Annotated in this window: 30 protein-coding genes and 2 pseudogenes; 12 read left to right on the top strand and 20 right to left on the bottom strand. The window is 46.6% G+C overall.

The genetic code is table 11. The features are described 5' to 3' along the window. Positions 1–543: 543 nt before the first annotated feature. The 9 genes and pseudogenes from WMO17_RS07680 to WMO17_RS07640 form a co-directional block, all read right to left on the bottom strand. Positions 544–756, bottom strand: a pseudogene (locus WMO17_RS07680) (NAD-dependent epimerase/dehydratase family protein); the annotation flags it as partial. A 168-nt stretch (positions 757–924) separates the two neighbouring features. Next, the gene (locus WMO17_RS07675; protein WP_349137830.1) at positions 925–1,077 is read right to left on the bottom strand and encodes a hypothetical protein; all 153 of its coding nucleotides are present in this window, start codon (positions 1,075–1,077) and stop codon (positions 925–927) included. Next, on the bottom strand, positions 1,064–1,285 hold the full coding sequence (locus WMO17_RS07670; protein ID WP_349137829.1) for a DUF1972 domain-containing protein: 222 nt from the start codon (positions 1,283–1,285) through the stop codon (positions 1,064–1,066). Before WMO17_RS07670 ends, WMO17_RS07675 begins: the two co-directional genes overlap by 14 nt. Positions 1,286–1,395: 110 nt before the next feature. Beyond that, positions 1,396–2,385, bottom strand: coding sequence for a hypothetical protein (locus WMO17_RS07665; protein WP_349137828.1), 990 nt, complete (start codon positions 2,383–2,385; stop codon positions 1,396–1,398). Between the two features lie 207 nt (positions 2,386–2,592). Next, entirely contained in the window at positions 2,593–2,958 is a 366-nt protein-coding gene (locus WMO17_RS07660) for a hypothetical protein (RefSeq protein ID WP_178832583.1), read from the bottom strand. Then, positions 2,955–3,779, bottom strand: coding sequence for a hypothetical protein (locus WMO17_RS07655; protein ID WP_349137827.1), 825 nt, complete (start codon positions 3,777–3,779; stop codon positions 2,955–2,957). The genes WMO17_RS07660 and WMO17_RS07655 overlap by 4 nt, the downstream gene beginning before the upstream one ends. A 14-nt stretch (positions 3,780–3,793) precedes the next feature. Beyond that, on the bottom strand, positions 3,794–5,644 hold the full coding sequence (locus WMO17_RS07650; protein ID WP_349137826.1) for a recombinase family protein: 1,851 nt from the start codon (positions 5,642–5,644) through the stop codon (positions 3,794–3,796). Next, positions 5,622–6,131 (bottom strand): hypothetical protein, encoded by a 510-nt coding sequence (locus tag WMO17_RS07645; protein ID WP_120121027.1) that lies wholly within the window; start codon positions 6,129–6,131, stop codon positions 5,622–5,624. The genes WMO17_RS07650 and WMO17_RS07645 overlap by 23 nt, the downstream gene beginning before the upstream one ends. Further along, positions 6,115–7,104 (bottom strand): AAA family ATPase, encoded by a 990-nt coding sequence (locus tag WMO17_RS07640; protein WP_349137825.1) that lies wholly within the window; start codon positions 7,102–7,104, stop codon positions 6,115–6,117. Before WMO17_RS07640 ends, WMO17_RS07645 begins: the two co-directional genes overlap by 17 nt. Before the next feature lie 256 nt (positions 7,105–7,360). Here WMO17_RS07640 and WMO17_RS07635 point away from each other — a divergent pair, with 256 nt between their 5' ends. Further along, positions 7,361–7,702 carry a helix-turn-helix domain-containing protein gene (locus tag WMO17_RS07635; RefSeq protein ID WP_249236140.1) on the top strand — a complete coding sequence of 114 codons (342 nt, stop codon included), beginning with the start codon at positions 7,361–7,363 and terminating at the stop codon, positions 7,700–7,702. A 310-nt stretch (positions 7,703–8,012) separates the two neighbouring features. On the opposite strand, the gene WMO17_RS07630 is transcribed toward WMO17_RS07635, so the two are convergent. The 7 genes from WMO17_RS07630 to WMO17_RS07600 form a co-directional block, all read right to left on the bottom strand. Then, complete coding sequence (locus tag WMO17_RS07630) at positions 8,013–8,555, bottom strand: hypothetical protein (protein WP_349137824.1); 543 nt, start codon at positions 8,553–8,555, stop codon at positions 8,013–8,015. A gap of 35 nt (positions 8,556–8,590) precedes the next feature. Then, complete coding sequence (gene gloA2 / locus WMO17_RS07625) at positions 8,591–8,983, bottom strand: SMU1112c/YaeR family gloxylase I-like metalloprotein (protein ID WP_249236142.1); 393 nt, start codon at positions 8,981–8,983, stop codon at positions 8,591–8,593. 20 nt (positions 8,984–9,003) lie between these two features. Continuing rightward, the gene (locus tag WMO17_RS07620; RefSeq protein ID WP_249236143.1) at positions 9,004–9,315 is read right to left on the bottom strand and encodes a hypothetical protein; all 312 of its coding nucleotides are present in this window, start codon (positions 9,313–9,315) and stop codon (positions 9,004–9,006) included. Positions 9,316–9,403: 88 nt separating this feature from the next. Then, a complete protein-coding gene (locus WMO17_RS07615) occupies positions 9,404–9,850 on the bottom strand; it encodes a hypothetical protein (protein WP_349137823.1) in 447 nt (148 codons plus the stop codon). After that, positions 9,805–10,710, bottom strand: coding sequence for a recombinase family protein (locus tag WMO17_RS07610; RefSeq protein ID WP_349137822.1), 906 nt, complete (start codon positions 10,708–10,710; stop codon positions 9,805–9,807). The genes WMO17_RS07615 and WMO17_RS07610 overlap by 46 nt, the downstream gene beginning before the upstream one ends. A 134-nt stretch (positions 10,711–10,844) precedes the next feature. Then, a complete protein-coding gene (locus tag WMO17_RS07605) occupies positions 10,845–11,240 on the bottom strand; it encodes a recombinase family protein (protein WP_005934733.1) in 396 nt (131 codons plus the stop codon). Next, on the bottom strand, positions 11,237–12,121 hold the full coding sequence (locus WMO17_RS07600) for a recombinase family protein (protein WP_349137821.1): 885 nt from the start codon (positions 12,119–12,121) through the stop codon (positions 11,237–11,239). The genes WMO17_RS07605 and WMO17_RS07600 overlap by 4 nt, the downstream gene beginning before the upstream one ends. 24 nt (positions 12,122–12,145) lie before the next feature. Between WMO17_RS07600 and WMO17_RS07595 the strand changes: the two genes are divergently transcribed. The 11 genes from WMO17_RS07595 (at position 12,146) to WMO17_RS13235 (ending at position 18,505) form a co-directional block, all read left to right on the top strand. Continuing rightward, positions 12,146–12,487, top strand: a complete 342-nt coding sequence (locus WMO17_RS07595) for a hypothetical protein (protein ID WP_349137820.1) — start codon at positions 12,146–12,148, stop codon at positions 12,485–12,487. Further along, positions 12,484–12,798 carry a recombinase family protein gene (locus WMO17_RS07590; RefSeq protein WP_349137819.1) on the top strand — a complete coding sequence of 105 codons (315 nt, stop codon included), beginning with the start codon at positions 12,484–12,486 and terminating at the stop codon, positions 12,796–12,798. Before WMO17_RS07595 ends, WMO17_RS07590 begins: the two co-directional genes overlap by 4 nt. A gap of 93 nt (positions 12,799–12,891) precedes the next feature. Beyond that, complete coding sequence (locus WMO17_RS07585) at positions 12,892–13,200, top strand: DUF6050 family protein (protein ID WP_349137818.1); 309 nt, start codon at positions 12,892–12,894, stop codon at positions 13,198–13,200. A gap of 126 nt (positions 13,201–13,326) precedes the next feature. After that, positions 13,327–13,575 (top strand): hypothetical protein, encoded by a 249-nt coding sequence (locus WMO17_RS07580; RefSeq protein WP_040650084.1) that lies wholly within the window; start codon positions 13,327–13,329, stop codon positions 13,573–13,575. Then, the gene (locus tag WMO17_RS07575) at positions 13,568–14,329 is read left to right on the top strand and encodes a phage antirepressor KilAC domain-containing protein (protein ID WP_040647224.1); all 762 of its coding nucleotides are present in this window, start codon (positions 13,568–13,570) and stop codon (positions 14,327–14,329) included. The genes WMO17_RS07580 and WMO17_RS07575 overlap by 8 nt, the downstream gene beginning before the upstream one ends. After that, positions 14,326–15,231 carry a DUF6017 domain-containing protein gene (locus tag WMO17_RS07570; protein ID WP_349137817.1) on the top strand — a complete coding sequence of 302 codons (906 nt, stop codon included), beginning with the start codon at positions 14,326–14,328 and terminating at the stop codon, positions 15,229–15,231. The genes WMO17_RS07575 and WMO17_RS07570 overlap by 4 nt, the downstream gene beginning before the upstream one ends. A gap of 131 nt (positions 15,232–15,362) precedes the next feature. After that, a complete protein-coding gene (locus WMO17_RS07565) occupies positions 15,363–15,854 on the top strand; it encodes a PcfB family protein (RefSeq protein WP_349137816.1) in 492 nt (163 codons plus the stop codon). After that, positions 15,851–17,620, top strand: coding sequence for a VirD4-like conjugal transfer protein, CD1115 family (locus tag WMO17_RS07560; RefSeq protein ID WP_349137815.1), 1,770 nt, complete (start codon positions 15,851–15,853; stop codon positions 17,618–17,620). The genes WMO17_RS07565 and WMO17_RS07560 overlap by 4 nt, the downstream gene beginning before the upstream one ends. A gap of 131 nt (positions 17,621–17,751) precedes the next feature. Further along, positions 17,752–17,967, top strand: coding sequence for a Maff2 family mobile element protein (locus tag WMO17_RS07555; protein WP_005934794.1), 216 nt, complete (start codon positions 17,752–17,754; stop codon positions 17,965–17,967). Positions 17,968–18,061: 94 nt separating this feature from the next. Then, complete coding sequence (locus tag WMO17_RS07550) at positions 18,062–18,277, top strand: Maff2 family mobile element protein (RefSeq protein ID WP_005934794.1); 216 nt, start codon at positions 18,062–18,064, stop codon at positions 18,275–18,277. 81 nt (positions 18,278–18,358) lie between these two features. Beyond that, positions 18,359–18,505, top strand: coding sequence for a VirB6/TrbL-like conjugal transfer protein, CD1112 family (locus tag WMO17_RS13235; RefSeq protein ID WP_494337416.1), 147 nt, complete (start codon positions 18,359–18,361; stop codon positions 18,503–18,505). Between the two features lie 133 nt (positions 18,506–18,638). On the opposite strand, the pseudogene WMO17_RS07540 reads toward WMO17_RS13235, so the two are convergent. The 4 genes and pseudogenes from WMO17_RS07540 to WMO17_RS07525 all read right to left on the bottom strand — a co-directional run. Then, positions 18,639–19,844 (bottom strand): annotated as a pseudogene (locus tag WMO17_RS07540) (recombinase family protein); the annotation flags it as partial. Then, entirely contained in the window at positions 19,828–21,360 is a 1,533-nt protein-coding gene (locus tag WMO17_RS07535) for a recombinase family protein (RefSeq protein ID WP_349137814.1), read from the bottom strand. The pseudogene WMO17_RS07540 and the gene WMO17_RS07535, both read right to left, overlap by 17 nt. Then, positions 21,357–23,012, bottom strand: coding sequence for a recombinase family protein (locus WMO17_RS07530; RefSeq protein ID WP_349137813.1), 1,656 nt, complete (start codon positions 23,010–23,012; stop codon positions 21,357–21,359). Before WMO17_RS07530 ends, WMO17_RS07535 begins: the two co-directional genes overlap by 4 nt. 153 nt (positions 23,013–23,165) lie before the next feature. Next, positions 23,166–23,327 (bottom strand): hypothetical protein, encoded by a 162-nt coding sequence (locus WMO17_RS07525; RefSeq protein ID WP_306768907.1) that lies wholly within the window; start codon positions 23,325–23,327, stop codon positions 23,166–23,168. Positions 23,328–23,375 lie beyond the last annotated feature (48 nt).

Raw genomic sequence — 23,375 nt, 5'->3', positions numbered from 1 at the left:
TAGAGTTTCGCTCGCATTCGGGGGATCTTGCCCCGTTACTCTACTATTATAAACAAAAACCGTGCACATTGCAAGGTTGCAAAATAGATAATAGTTTAACAAACATTTGCCGCTGATGCACGGAAATGTGTGTATTTTGACCGAAAGCCGCAGCTTTACCGTGTTTTCCGGCAGAACATTCCGCAAATGCGGTCATACATTCCCCATATGAACTTCTGGTTCCGCTGATCCCGCTCAAAAATTGCTTTCACACCAGCATAGCCGCTCGCCTTATACTTCCTGAAAATATTCTGCTTTCAGAGGATTATTCGACACTTCTTTTTCAAAGAATTCTTTGAAGCCTTCCTCCAATACATCCAGAAAATCCGGAGTCACCCCCCCACATATTCATGGATATCAGATAATTTTTCTGTGACCCAGCAGGTCACTTGTTCCTTAAAATGTGCCCTACTGGGTCACATTTTGGTCTCAGAAGCCATCTCTGCTAAAGGGGAAAAAAGAAAATTCTGACTTCTATGTTGGCTGCTCTTTTCGTTCTTCTTGATCTGGATTTATTTCTGTAATTACTTTCTCTACAGCGTCCTTATCAGTAATATCCAGGGCCATATACCGTGCTTTTGTTACTGCAGAACCATCTGCCACGCCGCTGTAGTTTTCCTGAATATCCGAACCGACGCCTTCATGACCACGCTTCAATAGCTCATTCATCACATCATGACCCAACTGACCGCCTACGCCCGTTATAAAAAACTTCATTCCGCTATATTCCTCTCACAAATTTTTATATCTAACCGCCGATGCAATACATCGGCGGGGTTTATCTATATCAAACAGTGTGTTCATCACACTGTAGTTATCATTTTTCTCACAGTGATCATCTTCCGACCACCACTGAATCTTTTATGTAGACCTGTCATGGGCTACTCACTTATTTCGCTTCAACTGAAACTTTATGGTAGACACCTTCATAGCCTGCACAATATCGACTGCCACTACCTGATGGTTCTGCGCCAGCAGCACTCCCAAGGAAAGCCCGACGTATCCCGTGCCGGCCACAGCGATTTTATAGTTTTTCATTCACGCCATTAGGGATAAAGTGCGTTTCTCTTCCATAAGTTTCCTTAAAATAATCCTGCACGCCTTTGCTCAGAACAATGACCTCGTCCGCATATTTCGCAGCATTTTTTTCGCCTTGGTGGATAAACTTAGAACCAAGTCCTGATTGCCATTTCTCGCGCTGCCAATCAATGCCGGCCGATGTCAAGTCTTGGACAACATTTTTCACAAATAAAATTGAAAAAACGCCAAAAAAATAAGCCCTACAAGGCTTTCAATCGGTATCGAACCGATCTGAGCCTTGTAGGGCTTTACATTTTACTCTATATGCTTTTTATCTTAGACCGCCTGCAGCGGGGTGTTTTCCATCACTTTCTTAAATTCCTCTACTGTCATTCCAGCATCTTCCGCTGCTTCTTCAATCGTCACACGGCCTTTTCTTACCTGTTTAACCAGCATCCGCATCTCACCAATGTTGATGCCTTCTTCTCTACCTTCGGCCTTTACGCCCTGACTAAGGTTGCACATAACAAGCACCTCCCTTTCCAGTTCTTCGTTCATTGCAACGCCAAATTCTTCTTCAAGAATTTTCTTTTTCTCAGTAGCTGCTCTGGAAGAAGAGAGCAGCACATCCATAAATTTCACAATACCTGTATAGTTTTCCGTACCCGGTTCTCCAAGACAAATCGTTACAACACTCATCAAGTCGTAGTTTTCCGATTTTTCAACAGCGTTTCCAATCAACTGCTCTGGTCGGATAGAATAACGAATCAGAGTGTTTTGGAACTCCTTGGTTGGGTGTGTACAAACCCAGATAGAGTACACCTTTCGGATTTTCCCATACTCCGAGTTCGTGAATATCGGACCATGCTGTGCGGAGATCATCCTGCTGCAATAATAGATTGCTCGCTTTGTCAACGGGTATCCCGGATTAAAAGCCGTCTGCGCCTCCACATTAATAATAAGACGTATCACATCTTTCTGTTCAGCAGAACCTTCTGATGCTGGTGCGATTGCATCGAACCGAACATCATAATTGATGGTTCCCTCAGTCAGCGTAGAATCCTCATTATTGCTACCAGCAATTACGTCAGAAGTTTTCTTGGGTCTGTTTGTATCATCAACATGAACGCCAACTGTACCCACTTCTGGAGTTCCTTCGATATACTTCTCTGCAATTTCGTCTACGGAGCAGGCACTGTACTCATTCACGCAGTTCTTCATAATCTGCGCCAGAATCTGTTTGTTGGCCAGCAGCTTCTTGGCAGCCTTATCATAACTCAAATCGTATTCCGTCTGCGTTATCGCATGAGCAAGCTGATTTTCCATCGGCATTCACTTCCTTACAGCAGGGTCAACAGGAGCATATACTATCCCTATTGTGCTTTCATCTTACCATAAAACACCTTGCATATCAAGCAGGCAGATGTAAACTTTTCAGCATAGATTTGTCCATATTGCCCATTCTGATTTGAATTCAGGCCAGCAAAATATTTCAATAGTGCCACACCTGTATTCCAGATTTTTCCGTCTTTTCTAACATTCCCGTTCATCTTTTTCAAGCGATATGATAACTGCGTTTTTCTCAGCTTCATACCTTCCCTTAAACTGATAGTCTTTCCCTGCAGCAAGACCATTTGCCTCTAATAACGCCTGGACGAACTGTACTCCATTGATCCTCATCCGGCACTGTCCGTCGGTCAGCAGCCTGTCCGGGACCTTAAAGGACATTGGATGTTCGGCAGCACATGGCGTAATTGCAATAGACTGCCGATCTTTCCTCTGCAAAATGCAAATATAGGCCGGACTTCCAAGAATACGGATAACATCTTTCCCCACATTCATTCTCCGACTTTCCGCCGGAATCGTCACCAGCAAATTCATAATTCGCTCAGAACTCATGTTGGCATTCCTCTCTCAGCAATCTCACCGCTCTGCTGTTCTATACTTTCAGACTGTTTTGCTAAATCCGGCAGTAATATATTTTCAGAGATTTCGCTTTCTTGGGACATCGACTCTTTTGAAAATGAATCTTCCTCCCGTACTGGCTCATCCAATACTGCTGACCCCTGATATCCAATAAAATCCTCAAACATGTTCATCTGATGATCTGCAATGTAGTCATTATAAGATTTTCCGATGCGATTCCTATAAGTATCCGGGAAGAATTTCATCTGTTTTTTCTTCATTTCGCCAGTAAGCGGGTCCGCATATTCCTGTGGCTTCGGTGTGAACATGATTGCTTCTTCCAGATCGAACAACATACAAAGGCCCTGATCTGAATTAGCCACTCGTCCAAGCACTTTATAACGGCATTCCCGATTCCAGTTCATGAGCCTGAAGATATTTTCTACAAATTCCAATGATGTAATATCCTTATTCACCCAGTTTTCGCCTTTCTGTCGTGCCCATTCAACAGACGCGCTGTCCTCTTCCGGGCACATAATCAACGCAAGCCGCTTCTTATTAGGGTGCAAAATCGGAAGGACATACTTGATTCCTTCAAAAAGCCGAATGCATGCCATATTAAATTTCATAACACCATATTTTATGCTCACTGCAGGTTTATTCAGCATGGAAAACTGGGTGCGCGGCGGAAGTTCATAGCCATCGAACTTTTCGTACTCCAGTTCTCTTTTATGTTCTTTCCGTATCTGTGCAAGTTCACGAATCAAGGAGATTTCCCGAACGCTCAGTTCCTGCGCACTGCTTTTTTCTTCCATTCTATAAGTTCCTCCTACATCGACATCAAAAGATCATCCAGTTCACGTTGAACTTCATTTTTGCTTGGAATTGCACCAATCATGGGATTTTCTACGACTTGGCCAGATTCCATCACATCATTAACTGTAATGCTCTGAACCCATTTACTCCGATATAACCGGCATTTCAGATTCATCGAACAATTTTCTTGTTCATACTGATTTTTCCCAGTCAAAATCCGGGACTCATCTAATTCAAAAATCAGAAATTTTGCATTTCCCTGACCCCGGCAGATACCACGGCACTGGTAGCGGCAATTCCTTCTCCAGTTCAATGTTTGGAAGACCAGTCCAGAAAATGCTCTGGCTGAAAAGGCACTATGAACGTCATTGTCATCTTGCCAGTGCATCGCCGTTGAAGAGCCATGATCGCTCTTTCGCAAAATCACGACCTGCAGAATCGGATGATAGAGCAGTTCCACATACTCGCAGTCGTCCAACCGGCTATGGCAGGCCTTGCTGAAACGGATTCCATTTTTAGAAATCGTCATAACCGGGCTACTCTGGTTGATAAAGCAAGTACCTGAAACCGTCATATATTCAGATTGAAGTGCCTTTCCCAGTGTTGCCCCAGCCCTCATCTCTGCTATATCGTTCAGTTTCATCACCTCTTCCGGCAGATAGGTGCTCAGGCAAAGGCTGCGGATACTTTCAGCATTGATGCCGCTCCAGTTCGGATGGATGCCCACAAAGCCTTTCAATGCTCCCTGCCGGATTACCACAATATCCTGCACCCCGCACTTTTTGCTGCTGGATGCCACAAGATGTGCAGCTCGTGCGATTTCTGGGGAAACAATCGCTTCGTGATGTTCCGGGACATAGGCAGAGCAGCGATTGCCGTTATTCTTCGTGACCTTGCCCAGTTTGTAATCTACCACAATGCTCTTCCTAGCTTCCAGATCACCCCAGCGGCGTTCATTTTTCATGATGTTTGCCACCATCATGCCGTTCCACTCCTGCCTACCGCGCAGGGTGCTGCGCTTTTTCTGTGTCAGCACTGCCGCGATCTGATCGTAGTTATAGCCCTGGATAAACGCCAGAAAAATAAACCGCACCGTCTTTGCTTCTTCCGGCTCAATTACCAACCGTCCATCCTTCGTATGCCGATATCCCATCAGGTCGGCCACCGGGTACTGGCCTGTCATAATACGCTGGTCATACGAAAGGATCATCCGGCGACTCTTGTTGCCCGATTCCCAATCTGCCAGAAGTGCTTGAATGTCCAAACTATATTGGCTGCTTGGATTCAGCGTGTAGATGTTTTCAGTTTCAAAGTACACGCCAATGGGATGTGCCGGGTGCATGGTTTTCAATGCTGCAATCTGCGTCATACAATCCGAAAAATTTCGCGCAAACCGCGAAATGCTGGCACAGATAATCAAGTCCATCTTCTGGTCTTTGGCATCTCGCATCATGCGCTTAAACGCATCCCGTTTCCGCAGTGAAGTACCCGATTTTCCTTCATCGCTGTAAATATCCTGCAAATTCCAGTTTTCCGTTTCTGCAATCTTTTTGGTGTAATATAGAGTCTGGTTTTCAATGGAAGAAATCTGTTCTTCGCTGGAAGTGCTGACACGGGCATAAACCGCCACACGCTTCAGGTCGCTGTCGTAAATCGACGGTGTCGGTTTCGCCGGACGAAAGTAATCTTTTGCCGTTTTCTGCCCCTGTTCTGTCTGCTTATGGATTCTGTCACGAATCTCTGCTTTTCGCCTTTCAGATTCCAGATGTCGGCTCTGCCAGTCTGCCCCACTCGGCAGCACTTCAAGGTTTTCTACCGGAATACACTCTACGTCTTTTGGATTATACTGTCCTTCCACGTTCATTTTTTTCAGCCTTTGTCATTTCATGTTCCAGTCGGATTCTCCACTCAAGATAATCTTTCCTTCGGATCGATGTATATTTTTCAGCCAAATCTTTCAGACTCTGCCGCTGGTTATCAACGTCAAGAATGGTGTCGATTCTCTGGTCATCATCGTCTGTAACAATATCCACTCGCATCGGCAAGTCAAACAGATATTTCAGCAAAAAACAGAAATCACAGGTATTTGCTGCAAGATAGGCCCTTGTCTGCGAGAAAATCAGATTTATGGAACCATTTTTGCAATCTTTGAGCAGATGCACCATTTCCGGGCGTTTATAAATTTCCTTATTCCCTGTGATGTCAATATAAACACCAACCAGCTTTTTATCGCTATCAGTTTTAAACTTTTCAGCATAGTAGGAACTGTGATAGGCTACTGCTGCATCCTTAGAGCGCTCCCACAATTTTGCAAGTTTCACATAGCCGCCAACTTTATACCTGTGGTCCATTCACAGCACCTTCTTCCGGCTGAACACTCCAATACCATCTCCGCTTTTTCTGGTAGCAGTGGATTCCCATTTCTGTTTTTACCATCCGTGCCACTCGTTTGCTGACACCCTCATTGTCCAGACGGCAATAAATTTCATTCGCGCTCATATCGCCTTTTTCAAGAAAATGCTTGATCCAGTAGGCAGCTTTCTGTTGCTCTGTATCAAATTTAGGTTCGGCGTCCGGCTGTTGTTTTTCAAAAAGCTGTGGCCTGCATTCCAGCCATCGAAAGCCCTTGTCGGCAGAAATGGAAAAGCGGATGTCTTCTGCCGTAGGCGCAAGACTGTTTTTGATTTGATGTACGATTCTTATATCACGGTTCTCGGCATCCCGTTCCACCTGCAGGACACTTCGTGCTGCTGCCACAACATCAATGCTTCCCAGGCTGCGGTACAGCCCTTTGGAGCCTTCTTTTTTGTTGAGGTGTCCAATCAGAACGATAGCGCAGTCGTAACCAGCAGCCCACATTCCAAGGCGGCGCATGAGTTTCCGCGCTCTGCCTGCGATTTGCAAATCCGAATCGCTGCCAAGATAAGCCTGAATCGGATCGATCACGACCAATCGAGGCCGGAATTCAATGATTGCCTGACGGATGCGCTCATCGTCCAATGTAAGGCCGTTATAGACTTCTTCATTGATGAAAGCGATCTTCCCGCAGTCTGCTCCGCAGCGTTCCAGACGGGGCTTTATCGTGTCTGAAACGCCATCCTCTGAGCACTGATAAATCACTTTTTGCGGCGCACCAATTTTGCATCCGTCCGGGGTCTTACCTCCTGTTGAAAGTTCCGCAATCAGATTCATCATCATGGTAGATTTTCCATCGCCGGGATCACCCTGCAGCAGTGTGATTTTTCCGATTGCAATAAAGGGATACCACAGCCACCGTACATCCGTTGACTGAACTTCGCTATACAGTGTCAGCAGCCGTTCCATTTCGTTTTCCCCACTTTATTTTCGCAGCTTGATTTCATGCTTTTATTATACTCTTTTCAGATGATTTTTTCTGTAAACCACCTGTTTACACGTGCTCCAGAATGTAAACAGGTGGTTTACATTTTGCTTTCAGAATACACGATTGATGAGGGTGAACACTTATGTACTCTGAACTCATTATTCTCTTCTTGTTATTACGACTAAAAGCGTAAATAATGGTAATGTCTTATGCGGGCGTAAGAAAGGAATGTTTTCTATGTCCGTTAATCGCATTGCTTTAGGTAAACGAATCAGTTTTTATCGTTTAAAGTTCAGCATGACTCAGGAAAAGCTTGCCGATTTGACCAACTGTAGTCGTGAATATATTGCCTATCTTGAAAACGGAGTCAAGACCCCCAGTTTGCCAATCTTGGTTGATCTCGCCAATGCTCTACATATTTCTGTCGATGCGTTACTGGTTGACAGCCTCGATTATTCTCTTTCTTCCTCTGATTCCGATTTACATCGCCTCTTATTAGACTGCAACGAAACTGAGCAGGAAATCATTATCCGCACGGCGAGGGAGTTAAAGGCCACTCTTGTCAGCTTTGGAATTTAACATCCATCCGTATTAAAATCACAAAATAAAAAAAGCCCGCATAAGCTGCAGACGCACCCTCGAATCCTCCTGGGTGCTGTCTGTGGTTTATGTGAGCCTTCGTTTGTGGTAGCTGAAACTCGATATCCACCTTAGATCAAGAAGTCGCTGCAACCACTTTTCTGCATAGCTGCTCGGTAGCTAGTTAGACCTTTTCAATCTGTAACCTTCCCATTCCTACGGAATGAAACACCCGCCTAGTCGAGAAGATTTACATCCTCTCACCTAGACGGGTGTTACCTTTTGTTTACTTTTCCATCAGCGTACAGCTTTAATAATAAAGCCAGCGCATACCATCCCAATATGGCTGAACTTCTCCTCTGGATTCATATTGCTCATCAAAAAGGTCAAATGCAATTAGCCTAGCCGTATGAAAATCATCAATTCTACGATTATTATATCGAAACACACTTTGTCCTCCATAGAGAACACCCCAACCTGCTCCAAACTTACTTTTCATAATCGTTATATTTTCGCCCTTATACCGTAGCACATATTTTCCTTGCGCGCGTTCCTGCCATTCTCTGCGCATAAAATTTTTCTTGCGATTCAAGCGATTTTTTAGTTCTCTCTCAGACTTTTGAGGGTTGATATAATCGTCCGTCATGTGTTCTGCGCATACGCATCCCACACGCAGTTCGCCATTAAAATCAGAATGCTGTAAAATGTGAACGTAGCGTATTTTCTCTTGTCCACACATTTCGCACTGTTCGTATTCTACGTCATCGCCAAATTCTAAATCCTCACCCAAATCTTCTATTCCTATTTCTTTCCATCCTTTATGCGGAATCCCTTCTCGTTCCCATCTTGCCAATTTTGCTCACCATCCTATTGTTATTCTCCAAGCATTTATTCATGCAGTTCCAATGGCAGACCATCTGGATCAAAGAAAAATGTCATCTTCTTTTGGGTGTAGCTGTCAAATCGAATCGGTTCACATCCTATCCCCATCTGTTCCAGTTCTGCTACAGTGGCTTCCACATCATCCACCCGGAACGCCAAATGCCGTAGTCCGCAGGCTTCCGGTCGATTCACGCGCTTAGGTGGGTTCGGCTCTGCGAAGATCTCCAGCTCAATCGCATCAGCACCCTCACCAACACGCAAATCCAGTTTCCAGTCATTCCGTTCTTCACGGAAGTTTTCTCGTACAATCTCAAATCCCAGCTTATTCACATAGAAGTCTTTCGATTTCTCATAATCTGAAACGATGATTGCTACATGATGAATCGCTGCTAATTTCATTTTCTAGGTTTCACCTCTCCTTATATGTACCATACTTGCCGAATCGTTGCTGTTGCCAGTTCCAAAAATACCACCACACTGCCGACCACCTGCGGAATCATAAAAATCACAAATCCACCGATCAGCATTTGAAGTGCTTCTATCCCCTGCGATTGTTTCATCAGGAACGAAAGCACTGCTGTTGCCAGCAGCACACTGCCCAGCAGATAGAATATCCATGCCGAACAGCAATGAAGGAACGTCACGAACCATTTCAGTAGCCATACTACGACGAGTAGCGGCAGGGTCAATAAGGTCAATATCAGTTTTGCCAGCTTTCGGGTTATACTCATTTCGTCCTTCTCCTTCCGGTTGGTCTGTTGCCCATATTATAACATACTCTTTGATGTTGTATCATGGGCAACTTCGCCTTTTTGAAATTCATTCTGTGTGTAATGCTCTCACGGCATCCTGTATACTCTGCTCATATTTAAACCGTACTACGATACGCCCACCCTCATGCACATAAACATTTTCAATGAAGGCTGACACCATGCTTGCCGTAAGTCTCGTGCCGTGCAGAAAATTTTCTGCCTGTTCTGCTGCTGCCCGCACCGTCCCTGGAACAACGCTCTTGACAGATTCTTCCGCTTTGAATTGTTCGATTTTGTCCTGCACTTCTGCAATCTTCCTATCGCATTCCAGTTTTTTGCTCTTATAATTGTCCAGGGAGAGCGTTCCTGCCGCGTACTCCTCATACATCCGCATCTTCTCACCTTTCAGATTTTTCAGTTCCTGCTCCATCAAAGTTTTTCGGCGGCTTGCCTTTCTACTGGCTTCTTTTAAGCTCTGTTCTTCCTTTTTAATATCACTATAGAGTGAGTCCAATAGAGAAAGTTCTTTTTTAATGCCTGAAACACTGCATTTTCAATATCACTGGCCTGATATATTTCCGATGAACATTGGGTCTGACCGATAAGTTCCATTCCCTCTCTGCACCAGAATATGGGAGAAGCCTGTTTGTAGTCATATCCCAGGACTCGTCTGCAATTACCGCATCGAATTTTTCCCTTAAGGGGAAAATCCACGCTTCCCATCACTACTCTATGTCCGTTATTTCTTATGACAAGCTGCGCTTTTTCAAATTCTTCCCGGCTGACGATAGCTTCATGGGTTCCTTCCGTAATGTATTGTTGCCCTTTTGGAACAATGCGAATGATTTTCTTGCCGGAAATCAATCTTTGACTTTTTCCCAGAACCATCGCTCCGGTGTACACATAAGCCGTGAGAATCTTCCAGACGCGAGAACTATCCCAAAGAATCACAGGTGCAATCGTGTAAGTCGTTTCTTTTCCATACGCCTTATGCTCCCGGTTATAAACACTCGGCACAGGAGCATTTTCATCATTCAATGCCATCGCTATTTCTCGCGTTCCCAATCCCAGAATCGCAAGGTCAAAAATGCGACGGACAATTTTTGCCGCTGGAGGGTCAATGATATATGATCCTTTTCTATTCGGGTCAAACTGATAACCAAACGGTGCAGCAGACGCTGTAGAAATACCCTTGCGCCACTTCACTCGGTTGGCTGTCCGAAGTTTCTTTCCTGCATCTCGGCAGTACATGGTGTTTACCAGGTTGCTGACAACCAAATCCATCCCCAAGGTTGTACCATTATAATTGCTGCTGTCATAGTTGTCATTGACGGAGATGAGCCTGACACCCAGTAGTGGAAAAATCTGCTCCATGTATTCGCCCACACCAATGTAATCGCGTCCAAAACGAGACAGGTCTTCTTGTGTCAAGTAGGGACTAAAAAAATTTTGAGAATTTACAAGCCGTTCATAGGTGGACAACCACCCATGAACGGCTTGAGTTTTCTCTATGCTCTTTTGCCGTTCTTTGTGCGACGTTTCTTATACGCCGCTTCAAACGCCTCCATCATCGGAGTGACCGGAAGCTCGTTGTCAGGCTTGGACAGATACTCGAACCGGATGCCGTTCTCCCGGAACTTTCGCTCAAACCTCATGAAAGAGGAAGTGTCCCGGCTGATTCGCGAGGTGTCGCGGGTGAGGATCGTACCGATGTCCTGACGCTTTGCTTCGTTCAGCAGGAAGTTCATGATACCTTCCGTATGGACGCCGGAGATGCCGTCTGCCGCCACAGCAGCAGCCACCTCATAGCCTTTGTCCTTCGCATAGCGTTCCAGCTCTTCCCGCTGGTCTGCTGCCGCAAGCTGATCCGCACAGGCAACGCGGATATAAAGAAATACTTTCATTTGGCTTCTCCTTCTGATGTAGTGAGGAAGTCCTTGAACTTCCAGACGATTTCTATGTTGTCAAGATCGTAAATGTAGACCGCAGAAATGAATGCGTGGGTCAGCTCATAGGTCAGAGCTTTGCAGTCGGCGTACTGTTCGCAGACCGCATCCAGCTTTTCATCTGAACAGGCGGTCTCGGAGTCAAGCTCCTTCATCCGCTCGTGACTGCGCTGGATTGCTCCATCGTTTTCAGCAATCTTCACATCCGCTGCCGCCTTCTGCTGAATGTACGCCTCCTTCGTGATGCTTCCGGCTGCATACTTCTCGTAGAGCCTCAGCTTGGACGCCTTGTTCTGCTCGTTCTGCTTTTGCAGAGTGCGGATTTTATCAGCACATTCCTTGATGGCAGATTTCCGCAGATCACCGACTTCGCGGTTCTGTATTGCTTCCTTCTGTGCCAAAGCAAGAAACTGAGTAAGGGCATGGAAGACAACCTTCTCAATATCCATTTCCGGAAAGCTCCTGCCAACCGGACAGTCTGTGTTTCCGTTGTTGACCGAGTGAATGCACTGGAAGTATCGAATGCCAGCCTTGTTCTTTCGGCGTGTCATAGCACGTTTACAGTTACCGCAGCGGACGAGTCCCTTGAGCGGATAGTCATGCTGCTTGCGCGTGGGATTCCGTCCTCCACCTCGAATGACCTTCTGAGCAAGCTCAAAGTCTTCCTTGCTGATAATCGCTTCATGCGTACCTTCTACGATGATCGGCTCATTGACAACACGCTTTTTTGAGCCGACACCACAGGACTTCATCTTGCGGCTGACCAGCGTTCCGGTGTAAACAAGGTTTTTGAGGATGTTGTAGACCATCACGGTTTCCCAACTGATTTTCTCGCTCATGTTACTGAACTTCTTCTTGTCGGGATGGCAAAGAAAAGAGAACAGCTTTATGCAGATTATGTGGCAGGCGTGGTGGATTCTGAAGATTATCAATTGATTCGGGAAGATTATTCCAAACAGTATGACGGCCTGCGAGCAGCACTGCAGAGAGCAGAAGCCAAAAAGGTGGAAGTAGAACAACAGATCAGAGAATATCTGAATATGACTTCCAACTTGGAAGAGCATCTGGATGACTTTGGATTTGATGCTCAGCTGGTAAAATCCCTTGTGCAGAGAATCGAAGTGAGTGCAGATAAGCGGATTCGCATTGTATTTGGATTTCAAGATGTGTTTGCGGACCTTGGAAAGGAGAGTGCGGGAAAATGATTGCAGCGTATCAGCGCATTTCAAGGGCAGACGGTGATTTGGGTAAAGATGGAAAAGACAAGAGCAACAGCATCAAAAACCAGAAAGAACTGATCCAGCGGTATATTTCCCACAAAGAGAGTCTGCAAAATCTGCCTGTGATGGATTTTGTGGATGATGGTTACACAGGCAGCAATTTCGACAGACCGGGCTTTCAGAAAATGATGGATGGTGTGCGCAGTGGCGAGATTGATACCATTATCGTAAAAGATTATTGTGCGATAATAGGACTAAATCAGAAAGACCTTGAAAATCAAGGCATTCTGGCTTAGTCCCTTCTTTTTTTGACCGAAAACAAAGGACTTTCACAATAATCAAGCAAGCCGGAGGGTGCTGCTGCACACTTCCGGCAGAAGGAGGATATAGTGGGTGCTATCAAAGTCTTCTTGAAGGAGGTTCTGCTTCCAATCGCGCTTGCGTTCTGCCTCGCGTCATTTCTCAAGCCGATCTATATGCCTGACGGCGTATGTGACTACTTCCTTATGTGGATCTGCGTCGGCTTTCCATTCGGCATCCGGAGGATGTGCCTCTGGCTCGTTCCCAGCGGCTACGGTATCTCCGGCTCAGTCGGCATCTTCGCATTGAACTTAATCATAGGCGGTCTTATCGGAGGACTTGCCTTCTTCATCGGGCTGCTGCTCGGTGTCATTCATACCATCCGCGAAATCATCTGAACTACATCGTAAACGAAGAGGGTTTGTTTCTTCTCCAATTTGGAGTAAGAAGCAAACCCTCTTTTTTTGTTGCCCAAAAGCCGCAATATTTGCTGGCGATGCGGCGAAAGAAAGGAGTTTTTAAGTATGAAACGCATGACAGCCGGTGATCTGCAAGCACTGGAATTGCTGATGCAGACCACACCCGGCTTTGAGCATTATGACAGCGGTGTGGATGGCATTCTCCCTGAGTGCCGAAGCTGCCGCTTTCATCGTCCCTTCTGGAAATATCAGTCCTGCGTGTTTGCGGAGTGTCCCTACTGCTGCAATCCCGTTTCAACCCTCAAAAATCAAAGTGGCACATCTGATGCCGGAAAGGAAGCCAGTCATGGATAACAAAATCGAAATCTTCAAGAATGAACAGTTTGGTGAGGTAAGAACGATCCTCGAAGGAGAAAAAGTTCTGTTCTGTGCAGCAGATGTTGCAAAGGCACTCGGTTACACCAACCCGAACAAGGCGGTCAACGACCATTGCAGGGCTATAACGAAACGTTCTACCCCTATCAGCGGGAAAGTTCAGAGTATCAACTTCATCCCGGAAGGAGACGTTTATCGGCTAATTATTCGCAGCAAACTTCCTGCGGCTGAAAAGTTTGAACTGTGGGTATTTGATGAGGTCATTCCTACCATTCGCAAGACCGGCGGCTACATGACGGACTCCCTTCTGGAACGCATTCAGAAGGAACCTGCGGTCATTGTAGAGTTTGCTCAGGCGTTGATTTTGGAAAAGAATCGCGTAAAGGCTCTTGAGTGTGAGCTGATCACGGCAAAGCCCAAAGCTGATTATTACGACGCCTTCATCAATCCGGATGACTGCACCAATATCCGAACGACGGCGAAGGAACTGAAAATCCCGGAGCGCAAGTTCGTCCAGTTCCTTCTCAAAGAAAAGTACCTGTTCCGCTCTCCTTCCGGGCAGCTACTTCCCTACAACAAGGACAGCAATGCCGGACTGTTCATCGTCCGCGATTTTGTGACGTTCTGCTACACCGGTTCTCAGACCTACTTCACGCCGAAGGGCAAGGAGGTCATCCGAATGAAGTTCCAGAAAAAGTGCGGCGAAGAACTGCTTTCCAAGATGGCAAGGTGATTTTCGTGGCAGTCTATCGCGTAAATAAAAATCGTGGCTATACCGTCATGGCGAACTTCCACCTCCGAGACAAGAGCCTGTCACTCAAGGCGGTCGGTCTTCTCTCAAAGATGCTCTCGTTCAATGATGGCTGGAAGTTCTCAACCAAGGGACTTTCTGCAATCTGCAAGGAAGGTCCGGATGCCATTCTCTCCGCGCTCCGTGAGCTTGAAAAGCACGGCTACCTTGTCCGGCACCGGCAGAGAGACGGTAAAGGCAGGATGAGCAGCACAATCTTTGAGATATACGAAGAGCCGCAGGAGTCCACGCCAGAACGGGAAATACCACACACGGAAAATCCATGTGTGGAGAAGCCAGATGTGGATAATCCACGCGGGGATAAGTCCGCACAAATAAATACTGATCAAGTAATTACCCAAGAAAGAAATACTCTCTCAAAGAACTATCAATCCATCAATCTTGATGGGATGGACAGGATGGATGAGCGAAGCGAGTATGAAGAGATTATCAAAGAGAATCTTGACTACAACATTCTCTGTCAGGATCCGAAGTTCGATAAAGACCGCTTCCGGGAGATCATGGACATCATGCTGGATGCCGTCTGCTCTACCGCTCCGACCATCCGTATCAATGGCGAGGATATGCCGCAGCAAGTGGTTAAGTCCCGCTTTCTCAAGCTGAATAGCAGCCACATAGAGTACGTTCTGGAAGCAATGAACAAGAACCCGTCAGACATCCGCAATATCCGGGCATACCTTTTAACCGCTCTGTATAACGCCTCTCTGACGATAGACAATTACTATTCCGCGCTCGTCAATCATGATTTCTACGGGCAGGACAGATCGGCAGGGTCAAAGAAGCCGAAGACCTACGATTATAGCCTTTGTGAAGGCACTCTTTAATGAATACCATCGTGAGCATTGCTCGGAAAGGAGGACAAGTGCAAATGAAAATCATCCATCGCCGGATTGTGCCGCCTTAGCTTCGGCAGCAGTCCCAATAATCATTCCAAGGAAAGGAGGTAAACGCCGCAATGCAGGATGAAGTCAACACCAAAGTTGTTGCAATCATGATCAAGGGCGGCAAAATCTCAGCCGAGGTGCTGAAAAAGGCACTGGACAAGTTCGTGCAGGAGATCGAGAAGGCGCAGAAGCAGATGCAGCAGCCCAAAACCTATCGCGGCAAGCAGTCCATCAAGCATCTGATGAGCCAGAACGCCGCAATCTCCAACATTGAAGTGACGGATGGCAACATCAAGTCTTTCGAGCGGACTGCCAGCAAATACGGTCTGGACTTTGCGCTCAAGAAGGACGTTTCCGTTGAGCCGCCCAGCTACCTTGTCTTTTTCAAAGGACGGGACGTTGATGTCATGACCGCCGCCTTCAAGGAGTTCTCTGCCAAAACTGTCAAGCAGAAGGAACAGCCGTCCATCCGGCACAAGCTGGATCAGGAGAAAGCACAGAGCAAGGCGCAGCACAAAGAGAAAGCTAAGGTCAAGACCAAGGATCGGAGTGTGGAGCTGTGAACAAGCCCGATGTGAAGAAGCTCGTTCTTCTGAATCTTCCGTATGTCTTCGCCTTCTACTTTGCGGATAAGATTGCCGCTGTGTTCCGCCTTGCACCCGGCACAGCGTTCATCGACAAGCTGACAAACGGTTTTGCCGTGTTCGGCACAGCCTTTGCAAATCCGCTTCCCAGCTTTCATCCCGTTGATCTGCTCATTGGTCTGTCGGCTGGCGTGTTGCTCAAGCTGGCAGTTTACGTCAAGGGTAAGAACCGCAAGAAATTCCGGCAGGGCGAAGAGTACGGCTCTGCCCGCTGGGGTAAGCCGGAGGACATCAAGCCGTACATGGACCCGGAGTTTTCCAACAATGTCATTCTGACGCAGACGGAGTTCCTGACCATGAACAGCCGTCCAAAGCAGCCGAAATACGCCCGCAACAAAAATATCCTTGTCATCGGCGGTTCCGGCTCAGGTAAGACGCGCTTTTTCGTGAAGCCAAACCTGATGCAGATGCACAGCAGCTATGTTGTGACTGACCCGAAAGGAACGGTGCTGGTAGAGTGCGGCAGGATGCTTGAAAAAGGCGGCTACGTCATCAAGTCGCTGAACACCATCAACTTTCGGAAATCCATGCACTACAACCCGTTCAGCTACATCCGCAGTGAGAAGGACATCCTCAAGCTGGTCAATACGATCATCGTCAACACGAAGGGAGACGGCGATAAGTCCGGCGAAGATTTCTGGGTCAAGGCGGAAAAGCTCTACTACACGGCTCTCATCGGCTACATCTGGTACGAGGCACCCGACCACGAGAAAAACTTTACTACCCTGCTCGAAATGATCAATGCCTCGGAAGCCAGAGAGGACGATGAGACCTTCAAGAACCCCGTGGATGTCATGTTCGATGAGCTGGAAGCCCGCGACCCTGACCACTTTGCGGTCAAGCAATACCGCAAATACAAGCTGGCGGCGGGCAAAACCGCTAAGTCGATTTTGATTTCCTGCGGCGCAAGGCTTGCGCCCTTCGACATTGCAGAGCTGCGGGAGCTGATGAGCTACGATGAGATGGAACTGGACACCATCGGAGACCGGAAGACGGCGCTGTTCGTCATTATTTCCGATACCGATGACACCTTCAATTTCGTCGTGGCAATCATGTATTCTCAGCTCTTCAACCTTCTCTGCGACAAAGCAGATGACGTTTACAACGGACGGCTTCCCGTTCATGTGCGCTGTCTGCTCGATGAGTTTGCGAACATCGGTCAAATCCCGAAGTTTGATAAGCTCATCGCCACCATCCGAAGCCGGGAAATCTCGGCGTCAATCATCTTGCAGTCCCAGTCTCAGCTCAAGACCATCTACAAGGATGCGGCTGACACCATCACAGGTAACTGCGACTGCACACTTTTTCTTGGCGGTAAGGAGAAATCCACGCTCAAGGAAATCAGCGAGGTGCTGGGCAAGGAGACAATCGACCTTTACAACACCTCAGAAACCCGTTCCAACAACAACTCCTACGGCTTGAATTATCAGAAAACCGGCAAAGAACTGATGTCTCAGGATGAGATCGCCGTCATGGACGGAGCCAAGTGTATTTTGCAGCTTCGAGGCGTGAGACCTTTTCTCAGTAACAAATACGACATTACAAAGCATCCAAAGTACCGGCAGCTCTCCGACTACGACAAGCGGAACACCTTTGACATCGAGAAGTACCGGAAGCACAAGCTGGTAGTCAAGCCCGATGACACATTCGACCTCTATGATATGGGCGAGGTCGAAGCGGATTAAAGCCCCGTCGCTGCACTGCGCAGTGGGTAAAGCCTGATGGCTCCCAAAGCAGAACAGCGACGGGGCTTCTTTTTTTATGCTCATTTTCAAAAATACACAACCAATCTTTTTCAAATCAAGGAGGGAAATCTATGGCTTTCATCAATCAGGCTGTCACGGTTCTTCAGACGCTCGTTATCGCCCTCGGCGCAGGTCTCGCAGTGTGGGGTGTTGTCAACCTCATGGAAGGTTACGGCAACGACAACCCCGGCGCCAAGTCTCAGGGCATCAAGCAGCTCATGGCTGGCGGTGGTGTGGTGCTGATCGGCACGACCCTCATCCCTCTGCTCTCCGGTCTGTTCGGTTAATCCGGCAGCCGCACAGAAGTAACCATCGGGGCGGGTGCTGGAAAAGGCACTCGCCCTTCACAATTCACCAACGATTTAAGGAGGAAATTCAAGTATGGCATTTATCAATCAGGCAGTTACGGTTCTCCAGACGCTTGTTATCGCCCTCGGCGCAGGTCTTGCGGTGTGGGGTGTTGTCAACCTCATGGAAGGCTACGGCAACGACAACCCCGGCGCTAAGTCTCAGGGCATCAAGCAGCTCATGGCTGGCGGCGGTGTGGTGCTGATCGGCACGACCCTCATCCCCCTGCTCTCCGGTTTGTTCGGCTAATCCACGGCAAGCCCAGCTTAACCGAAGGGTGGTGAAATATTGGGCAGCATTTTAGAAAAGATCGAACAGGCTCTCAAGGATATGCTGATCGGATGGATCGAGAGCAACCTGACCAATATGTTCACCGATGTCAACGAGAAGGTAGGAACGATTGCCGCCGAGGTCGGGCAAACTCCGTCCGGCTGGAACGGCGGCGTGTACCAGATGATCCGGGGACTATCTGGCTAACTTTATCCGTCAGGCTCATAATCTCACTTTTTGCACGGTAGACAGGATTCTGCATATCTTCGATTTTTCGCAGCTCTTCCAGAACTTTGCGCTTATCACTAAGCCGAACAATAAACAGATGCAGCTGATCCATTACCAGAGCTTTCAACAACTTTTCCGTAATCTGGTGTCCGATGCACTTATCATCCGCCTGCCTTGCTCTGCAAATATAGTAACAAACCTTTTTACTTTCTTCTGCTCCATGCGGAAGCCTATCAAAATCCATCGATCTGCCGCAGTCTGCACAGAACACCATTCCGGCAAGGTCATTCTGATACTCCGTGCGAATCTGTTCCGATTCAGCTCTTACTGTTTTGAACACCTTCTGATTCTTCGTCAGAATCTCCTGCACCTTTTCAAAATCATCCCTTGCAATGATGGCTGGATGTGTATTTTTTGCCACATACCACTGCTCTTTCGACAAGTCACGTTTGTCCTGCCCAGCAAAAAATCTCTGTGTACTTTTATTGTTGATGGTATCTCCCACATAGGTTTGATTTGCCAGCATATGCCGTACCGAGGTTTCGCCCCATTTTTTATAAGTAACAACTTCCTTTCCCTCAACAATTTTCCGATGCCACTCCCGTGGGGTTGGAACCTTCAGCAGAGTCAACCGTCTGGCGATTTCAAAAATCGCTACGCCCATCAGTACCCACTGGAAAATCAACTGTACATAAAAGGCTGTTTCCGGGTCAATCTCATTTCGTTTTGTCACTGGATTCCGAATATATCCAAACGGAGCATCACTTCCGACTGCATAGCCGGCTTCTTTTTTACGCTGCAGGGAAGTCCACACCTTTTTGGAAATGTCTTTCGCATACATGGTGTTGACCATATTCCGAATCGGGAGAGCCAGGCTTTCCATATCCTCTTTGCGCGTACTATCAAAATGATCGGTGACAGCAATCAAGCGAACACCTAGAAATGGAAATACGGTTTCAATATAGTATCCCGCTTCCAGATAGTTACGGCCAAAACGCGATAGGTCTTTTACAACGATACACTTGATTTTTTTCTGCCGCACATCGTTCATCAAACGGGTAAAGGCCGGGCGCTTGAAATTTGTTCCTGTAAATCCATTGTCAAAATACGTATCTACATAATTTAATTCACTGCTACGGTTAATAAAATCCTGCACCAGTGCAATCTGTGTTTCCATGCTTTCGTTATCTTCATCATCTTCCACCGAAAGCCGTCCATAGATTGCAGTTGGTATCTTTTCTTCATCCAATTCCGGGAACTGCACTGAAACCGTTGCCTGTTCCGGTTGGAGCAAATTCTTTCTACTTTTTCGTGCCATCGTCTGTACCCTCCAATTCTATCCGTTCAAGCATCTGCTTCCATTCCTCTGTTTTCATCGTTAGACTGATTTCTGCCTGTCTATCGCCTAAAAATGTAACCACGACCTGTTCAATGTACTTTTTCACAAAATTACGATCCAGTGCCTCTGGGGTCTTATATTGTTCCATCTGCTGAATCCACGGATTTCGCAAACTCAATGCCCGTTCCCATACCATTGTATTTTCCATGATTGTTGTAAGCTGTTCATTCAGCTTTCGATGGGCTTCTTCATAATCCAGCACTTCAGCCTGATATTGTTCTTCCGTGATTTCATCAGCCATATAGCTTTCATACAACGGTACACGGCGAAACTGTTCCATATTAAGTTCAGCCAGAATGGTCTTCATCTGCATCGAACTATCAGCTCTTACTGCTTCAATTGCTTTTCTGCCAGCTCCCTGCTGAATTGCGGAGTACATCTTTTCTTCTTCCCGATGTTCTCTCTCCATAGCATCTATCACCTTTTTATATACAGATGCAGCCGGAGCTTTCAATTCCTTTCCATTCTCCTTATGAGCACGGCAGTAGCTGCAATAGAATAGTTCTTCTCCCGTTTTCTTATCCTTATGCCAATAAAGTGGACGTCCACAGGTACAAATGATGCGCTTTGCAAGAGGATTCGGTTTTTTATATTTTTTCCGAGTTGATATTTTGTTTTCACTCTGCTGCATATTGCAAGGAAGCGCATAAAACTGTTCTTTTGTCATGTACGGCTCATGGCAGTTCTCTGCAATAATCTGACGGCTTCCGTTTGCCGTTGCACCCGTATATGTTGGATTTCTGAACAATCCCCTCAGATTATCCGATGTCCACAGATCAGATTCTCCCTCATATGGTTTTCCCTGAATTCTTTTTTTGTGCCTCATCGGTGGTTCGACATTCTGTTCATTCAACCATTTTGCAATATCGCCCATCTTCTGTCCCGATGCATATCTGGAAAAAACTTCGCTCAGATACGGAGCAACCTCTTCATCCTTTACCATGTTGCTTTCACCATTCCTGCGGATATAACCATACGGAACGGAATTGGTCAGCCGGAATCCTGCGCCCTGCTTCTTCCTCCATGCAAACATGATTTCTGCGTGCATCTCGCAGCGTTTCTCCTCAAAATAGTCCTCAACCTCTTTTCGACTGGCAGTTCTGGTATCCAGTCCTTCTTCCAGAACGATCAGATCAACGCCTGTCTCATAGAGAGTTTCCTTGATTGACTGACGCGCCGCAGGAAAGCCAGGCCCACAGTAATACATAGATGCTACAATGATGCAGTCAAATTTTCGCTCTGCTCCATCATCAATCATTTTGTCAAATGCCGCACTTGCGTTTTCTACACCCTTACGGTCAGAATACTTTTTCTGTAAATCCATTTCTTTATGTTCAGCTAAGTATTCTGCAATACGCTGATTCTGGTCGGCAATCGTCAGTTCACCTGTATGGTTTTTCCAAGGCATCGTCCGAGTATAGCTTACACATTTCATACTGTACTCCCCTCCGTTTCTGTTGTCGGAACGCTGTTGCAATATTCCAGCACATTGCGGATTTCCTGGTCGAAGCGATATTGGATGTGAATGTGCTCTTTATCATAGACTGTAATGCTTTCCACCAGTTCTACCAGAACACGGCGATTCAAACTCGTTAAGTTTTGATAGGATTTAAAATCTTCGATCCACGGCAAATGTTCCACATCCAAATTGCTCAGGCTATCCAGCTGTCGGTTCATTTCCGTTTTTGCCTTACAGATATTTTCGACTTTTTCGTTAAAGGAACGGCTGAACTCTTTATACTCATCCTTACTGACAATGCCGCTGCTCATATCTTCGTAAAGCTGACGGCGCAGGGTCTGGTATTTCTGTTCTTCCTGTTCAAGCATTTTCATGTGCTCTTCTACCGATTTTAACCTGCGTTGATTTTTAGGAATCTCGTTGATTTCATCCAGCCGCTGTTCCAGTCCACTGATCTGCTGAATTTTTCCCTGCAATGCAGCCAGCACCACTTCTGCTAATTTACTTTCGCTGATAAGGTGTGAAGAACAGCCCAGACCGTTATGATTTGTGATGCAGTGCAGATAAACATACTTCTTTCCATTTTTTGATACAGTGCGCCGCACCATATTCTGTCCGCAGCCCCCGCACCGAACCATACCTGAAAAGAGATTGACTGTCTGTTGTCCTTTCGATGCACAGGTGTCCAGCTTCAAAACTTCCTGCACGGTGTCAAACAATTTCTGCGGAATGATGGCCTCGTGCATATTGGGAACTTTGATCCAGCCGGATTCTTCTACGTCACGGATTTTCTTAATCTTGTAATTAATTTTCTGCCGTTTTCCCTGCACCATCGTTCCGGTGTAAACTTCATTTTTCAAAATCCGAAGTACCTGAATCGCCTGCCACTTTGCATGGGTTCCAGCCTTGAAACCGCTGTGATAATTTAATCCGCACAGCCGTTTGTACTCACTGGGAGCCAGAACCCCCTCGCTGTTCAGCTGTTCCGCAATAACCTTTGCGCTCATGCCTTCCAATTTTCTGCGATAGATAGAACGAACAACATCTGCTGCATACTCATCCACCACCAACCGGCTTTTGTTCCGTTCATCTTTGCAGTAACCGTACATTGCATACCCGCCGATGAACTCTCCCTTGCGCCGCTTAATGTCCAACTGGCTCCGAACCTTAATGGAAATGTCCCTGCAGTAGGAATCATTCAGCAGATTTTTGAAGGGAACCACGATGCTATCCGAATCACTGCTCTCAGTGTTTGCGTTATCGTAGTTATCATTGATGGCGATGAACCGAATCCCCATCATTGGGAAAATCTGTTCCAGATACTTTCCCATCTCAATGTAGTTACGGCCAAGTCGAGACAAGTCCTTGACTATGATGCAGTTGATTTTGCCGGATTTGATGTCCTCCATCATCTGCGTAAAGCCTGGTCGCTCAAAATTAGTTCCCGTGTAACCATCATCTGCATATTCTCCTACCAAATGCAGTTCTGGTCGTTCTGCAACGAAATCCCGGATCAGTTCTCTCTGGTTTCCGATGCTGTTGCTTTCAGCCTTATCTCCGTCCTCGATAGACAACCTCAGATAGGCTGCTGCTCGTATGTCCTTATTCTTTTCCTTATAAAAAAACAAAGCCATTAAACCTCCTGTCTCCACGCAATTCGCATGGTAAAATCCAGAAAGTTAATGGCTTTTGATTGCACATATTTACTTAACCCGTCTGTATTCTACCAAGCTGCGGCACGAAAATCAAGCTGTAGCGCACAATTTTAAAAAATCTTTTTTTCAGTGTTTCCCCATACTCTGCAAGAGGCAGTCCCACAGTTCACTGCCTTCTGGTCGGAACGATTCATACACGGTGATGCCCTTAATAATGATTTTTCTGTGATGGTCAGGCTCCGTTCGCTCCTGCTTCACTTTTTCGTCCAGTCGCTCTTTCTGCTTCATCGGATCAATCCCCCTTTACTAATAGGAATCCAGAAGGGCATTTTGGAA

It is taken from the genome of Faecalibacterium faecis (genome assembly GCF_040096475.1).
Classification (GTDB): Bacteria; Bacillota; Clostridia; order Oscillospirales; family Ruminococcaceae; genus Faecalibacterium; species Faecalibacterium taiwanense.
The sequence above is the reverse complement of the archived record's forward strand: the minus strand, read 5'-3'. Positions and strand labels throughout refer to the sequence as shown.

Excerpts from the sequence above, each read along its gene's own strand:
- WMO17_RS07675 (WP_349137830.1), bottom strand. The coding sequence starts at position 1,077 with ATGAAAAACTATAAAATCGCTGTGGCCGGCACGGGATACGTCGGGCTT.
- WMO17_RS07665 (WP_349137828.1), bottom strand. The coding sequence starts at position 2,385 with ATGGAAAATCAGCTTGCTCATGCGATAACGCAGACGGAATACGATTTG.
- WMO17_RS07660 (WP_178832583.1), bottom strand. The coding sequence starts at position 2,958 with ATGAGTTCTGAGCGAATTATGAATTTGCTGGTGACGATTCCGGCGGAA.
- WMO17_RS07655 (WP_349137827.1), bottom strand. The coding sequence starts at position 3,779 with ATGGAAGAAAAAAGCAGTGCGCAGGAACTGAGCGTTCGGGAAATCTCC.
- WMO17_RS07650 (WP_349137826.1), bottom strand. The coding sequence starts at position 5,644 with ATGAACGTGGAAGGACAGTATAATCCAAAAGACGTAGAGTGTATTCCG.
- WMO17_RS07645 (WP_120121027.1), bottom strand. The coding sequence starts at position 6,131 with ATGGACCACAGGTATAAAGTTGGCGGCTATGTGAAACTTGCAAAATTG.
- WMO17_RS07640 (WP_349137825.1), bottom strand. The coding sequence starts at position 7,104 with ATGGAACGGCTGCTGACACTGTATAGCGAAGTTCAGTCAACGGATGTA.
- WMO17_RS07635 (WP_249236140.1), top strand. The coding sequence starts at position 7,361 with ATGTCCGTTAATCGCATTGCTTTAGGTAAACGAATCAGTTTTTATCGT.
- gloA2 (WP_249236142.1), bottom strand. The coding sequence starts at position 8,983 with ATGAAATTAGCAGCGATTCATCATGTAGCAATCATCGTTTCAGATTAT.
- WMO17_RS07620 (WP_249236143.1), bottom strand. The coding sequence starts at position 9,315 with ATGAGTATAACCCGAAAGCTGGCAAAACTGATATTGACCTTATTGACC.
- WMO17_RS07610 (WP_349137822.1), bottom strand. The coding sequence starts at position 10,710 with ATGGAGCAGATTTTTCCACTACTGGGTGTCAGGCTCATCTCCGTCAAT.
- WMO17_RS07605 (WP_005934733.1), bottom strand. The coding sequence starts at position 11,240 with ATGAAAGTATTTCTTTATATCCGCGTTGCCTGTGCGGATCAGCTTGCG.
- WMO17_RS07600 (WP_349137821.1), bottom strand. The coding sequence starts at position 12,121 with ATGAGCGAGAAAATCAGTTGGGAAACCGTGATGGTCTACAACATCCTC.
- WMO17_RS07595 (WP_349137820.1), top strand. The coding sequence starts at position 12,146 with ATGGCAAAGAAAAGAGAACAGCTTTATGCAGATTATGTGGCAGGCGTG.
- WMO17_RS07590 (WP_349137819.1), top strand. The coding sequence starts at position 12,484 with ATGATTGCAGCGTATCAGCGCATTTCAAGGGCAGACGGTGATTTGGGT.
- WMO17_RS07580 (WP_040650084.1), top strand. The coding sequence starts at position 13,327 with ATGAAACGCATGACAGCCGGTGATCTGCAAGCACTGGAATTGCTGATG.
- WMO17_RS07575 (WP_040647224.1), top strand. The coding sequence starts at position 13,568 with ATGGATAACAAAATCGAAATCTTCAAGAATGAACAGTTTGGTGAGGTA.
- WMO17_RS07565 (WP_349137816.1), top strand. The coding sequence starts at position 15,363 with ATGCAGGATGAAGTCAACACCAAAGTTGTTGCAATCATGATCAAGGGC.
- WMO17_RS07555 (WP_005934794.1), top strand. The coding sequence starts at position 17,752 with ATGGCTTTCATCAATCAGGCTGTCACGGTTCTTCAGACGCTCGTTATC.
- WMO17_RS07550 (WP_005934794.1), top strand. The coding sequence starts at position 18,062 with ATGGCATTTATCAATCAGGCAGTTACGGTTCTCCAGACGCTTGTTATC.
- WMO17_RS13235 (WP_494337416.1), top strand. The coding sequence starts at position 18,359 with ATGCTGATCGGATGGATCGAGAGCAACCTGACCAATATGTTCACCGAT.
- WMO17_RS07535 (WP_349137814.1), bottom strand. The coding sequence starts at position 21,360 with ATGAAATGTGTAAGCTATACTCGGACGATGCCTTGGAAAAACCATACA.
- WMO17_RS07525 (WP_306768907.1), bottom strand. The coding sequence starts at position 23,327 with ATGAAGCAGAAAGAGCGACTGGACGAAAAAGTGAAGCAGGAGCGAACG.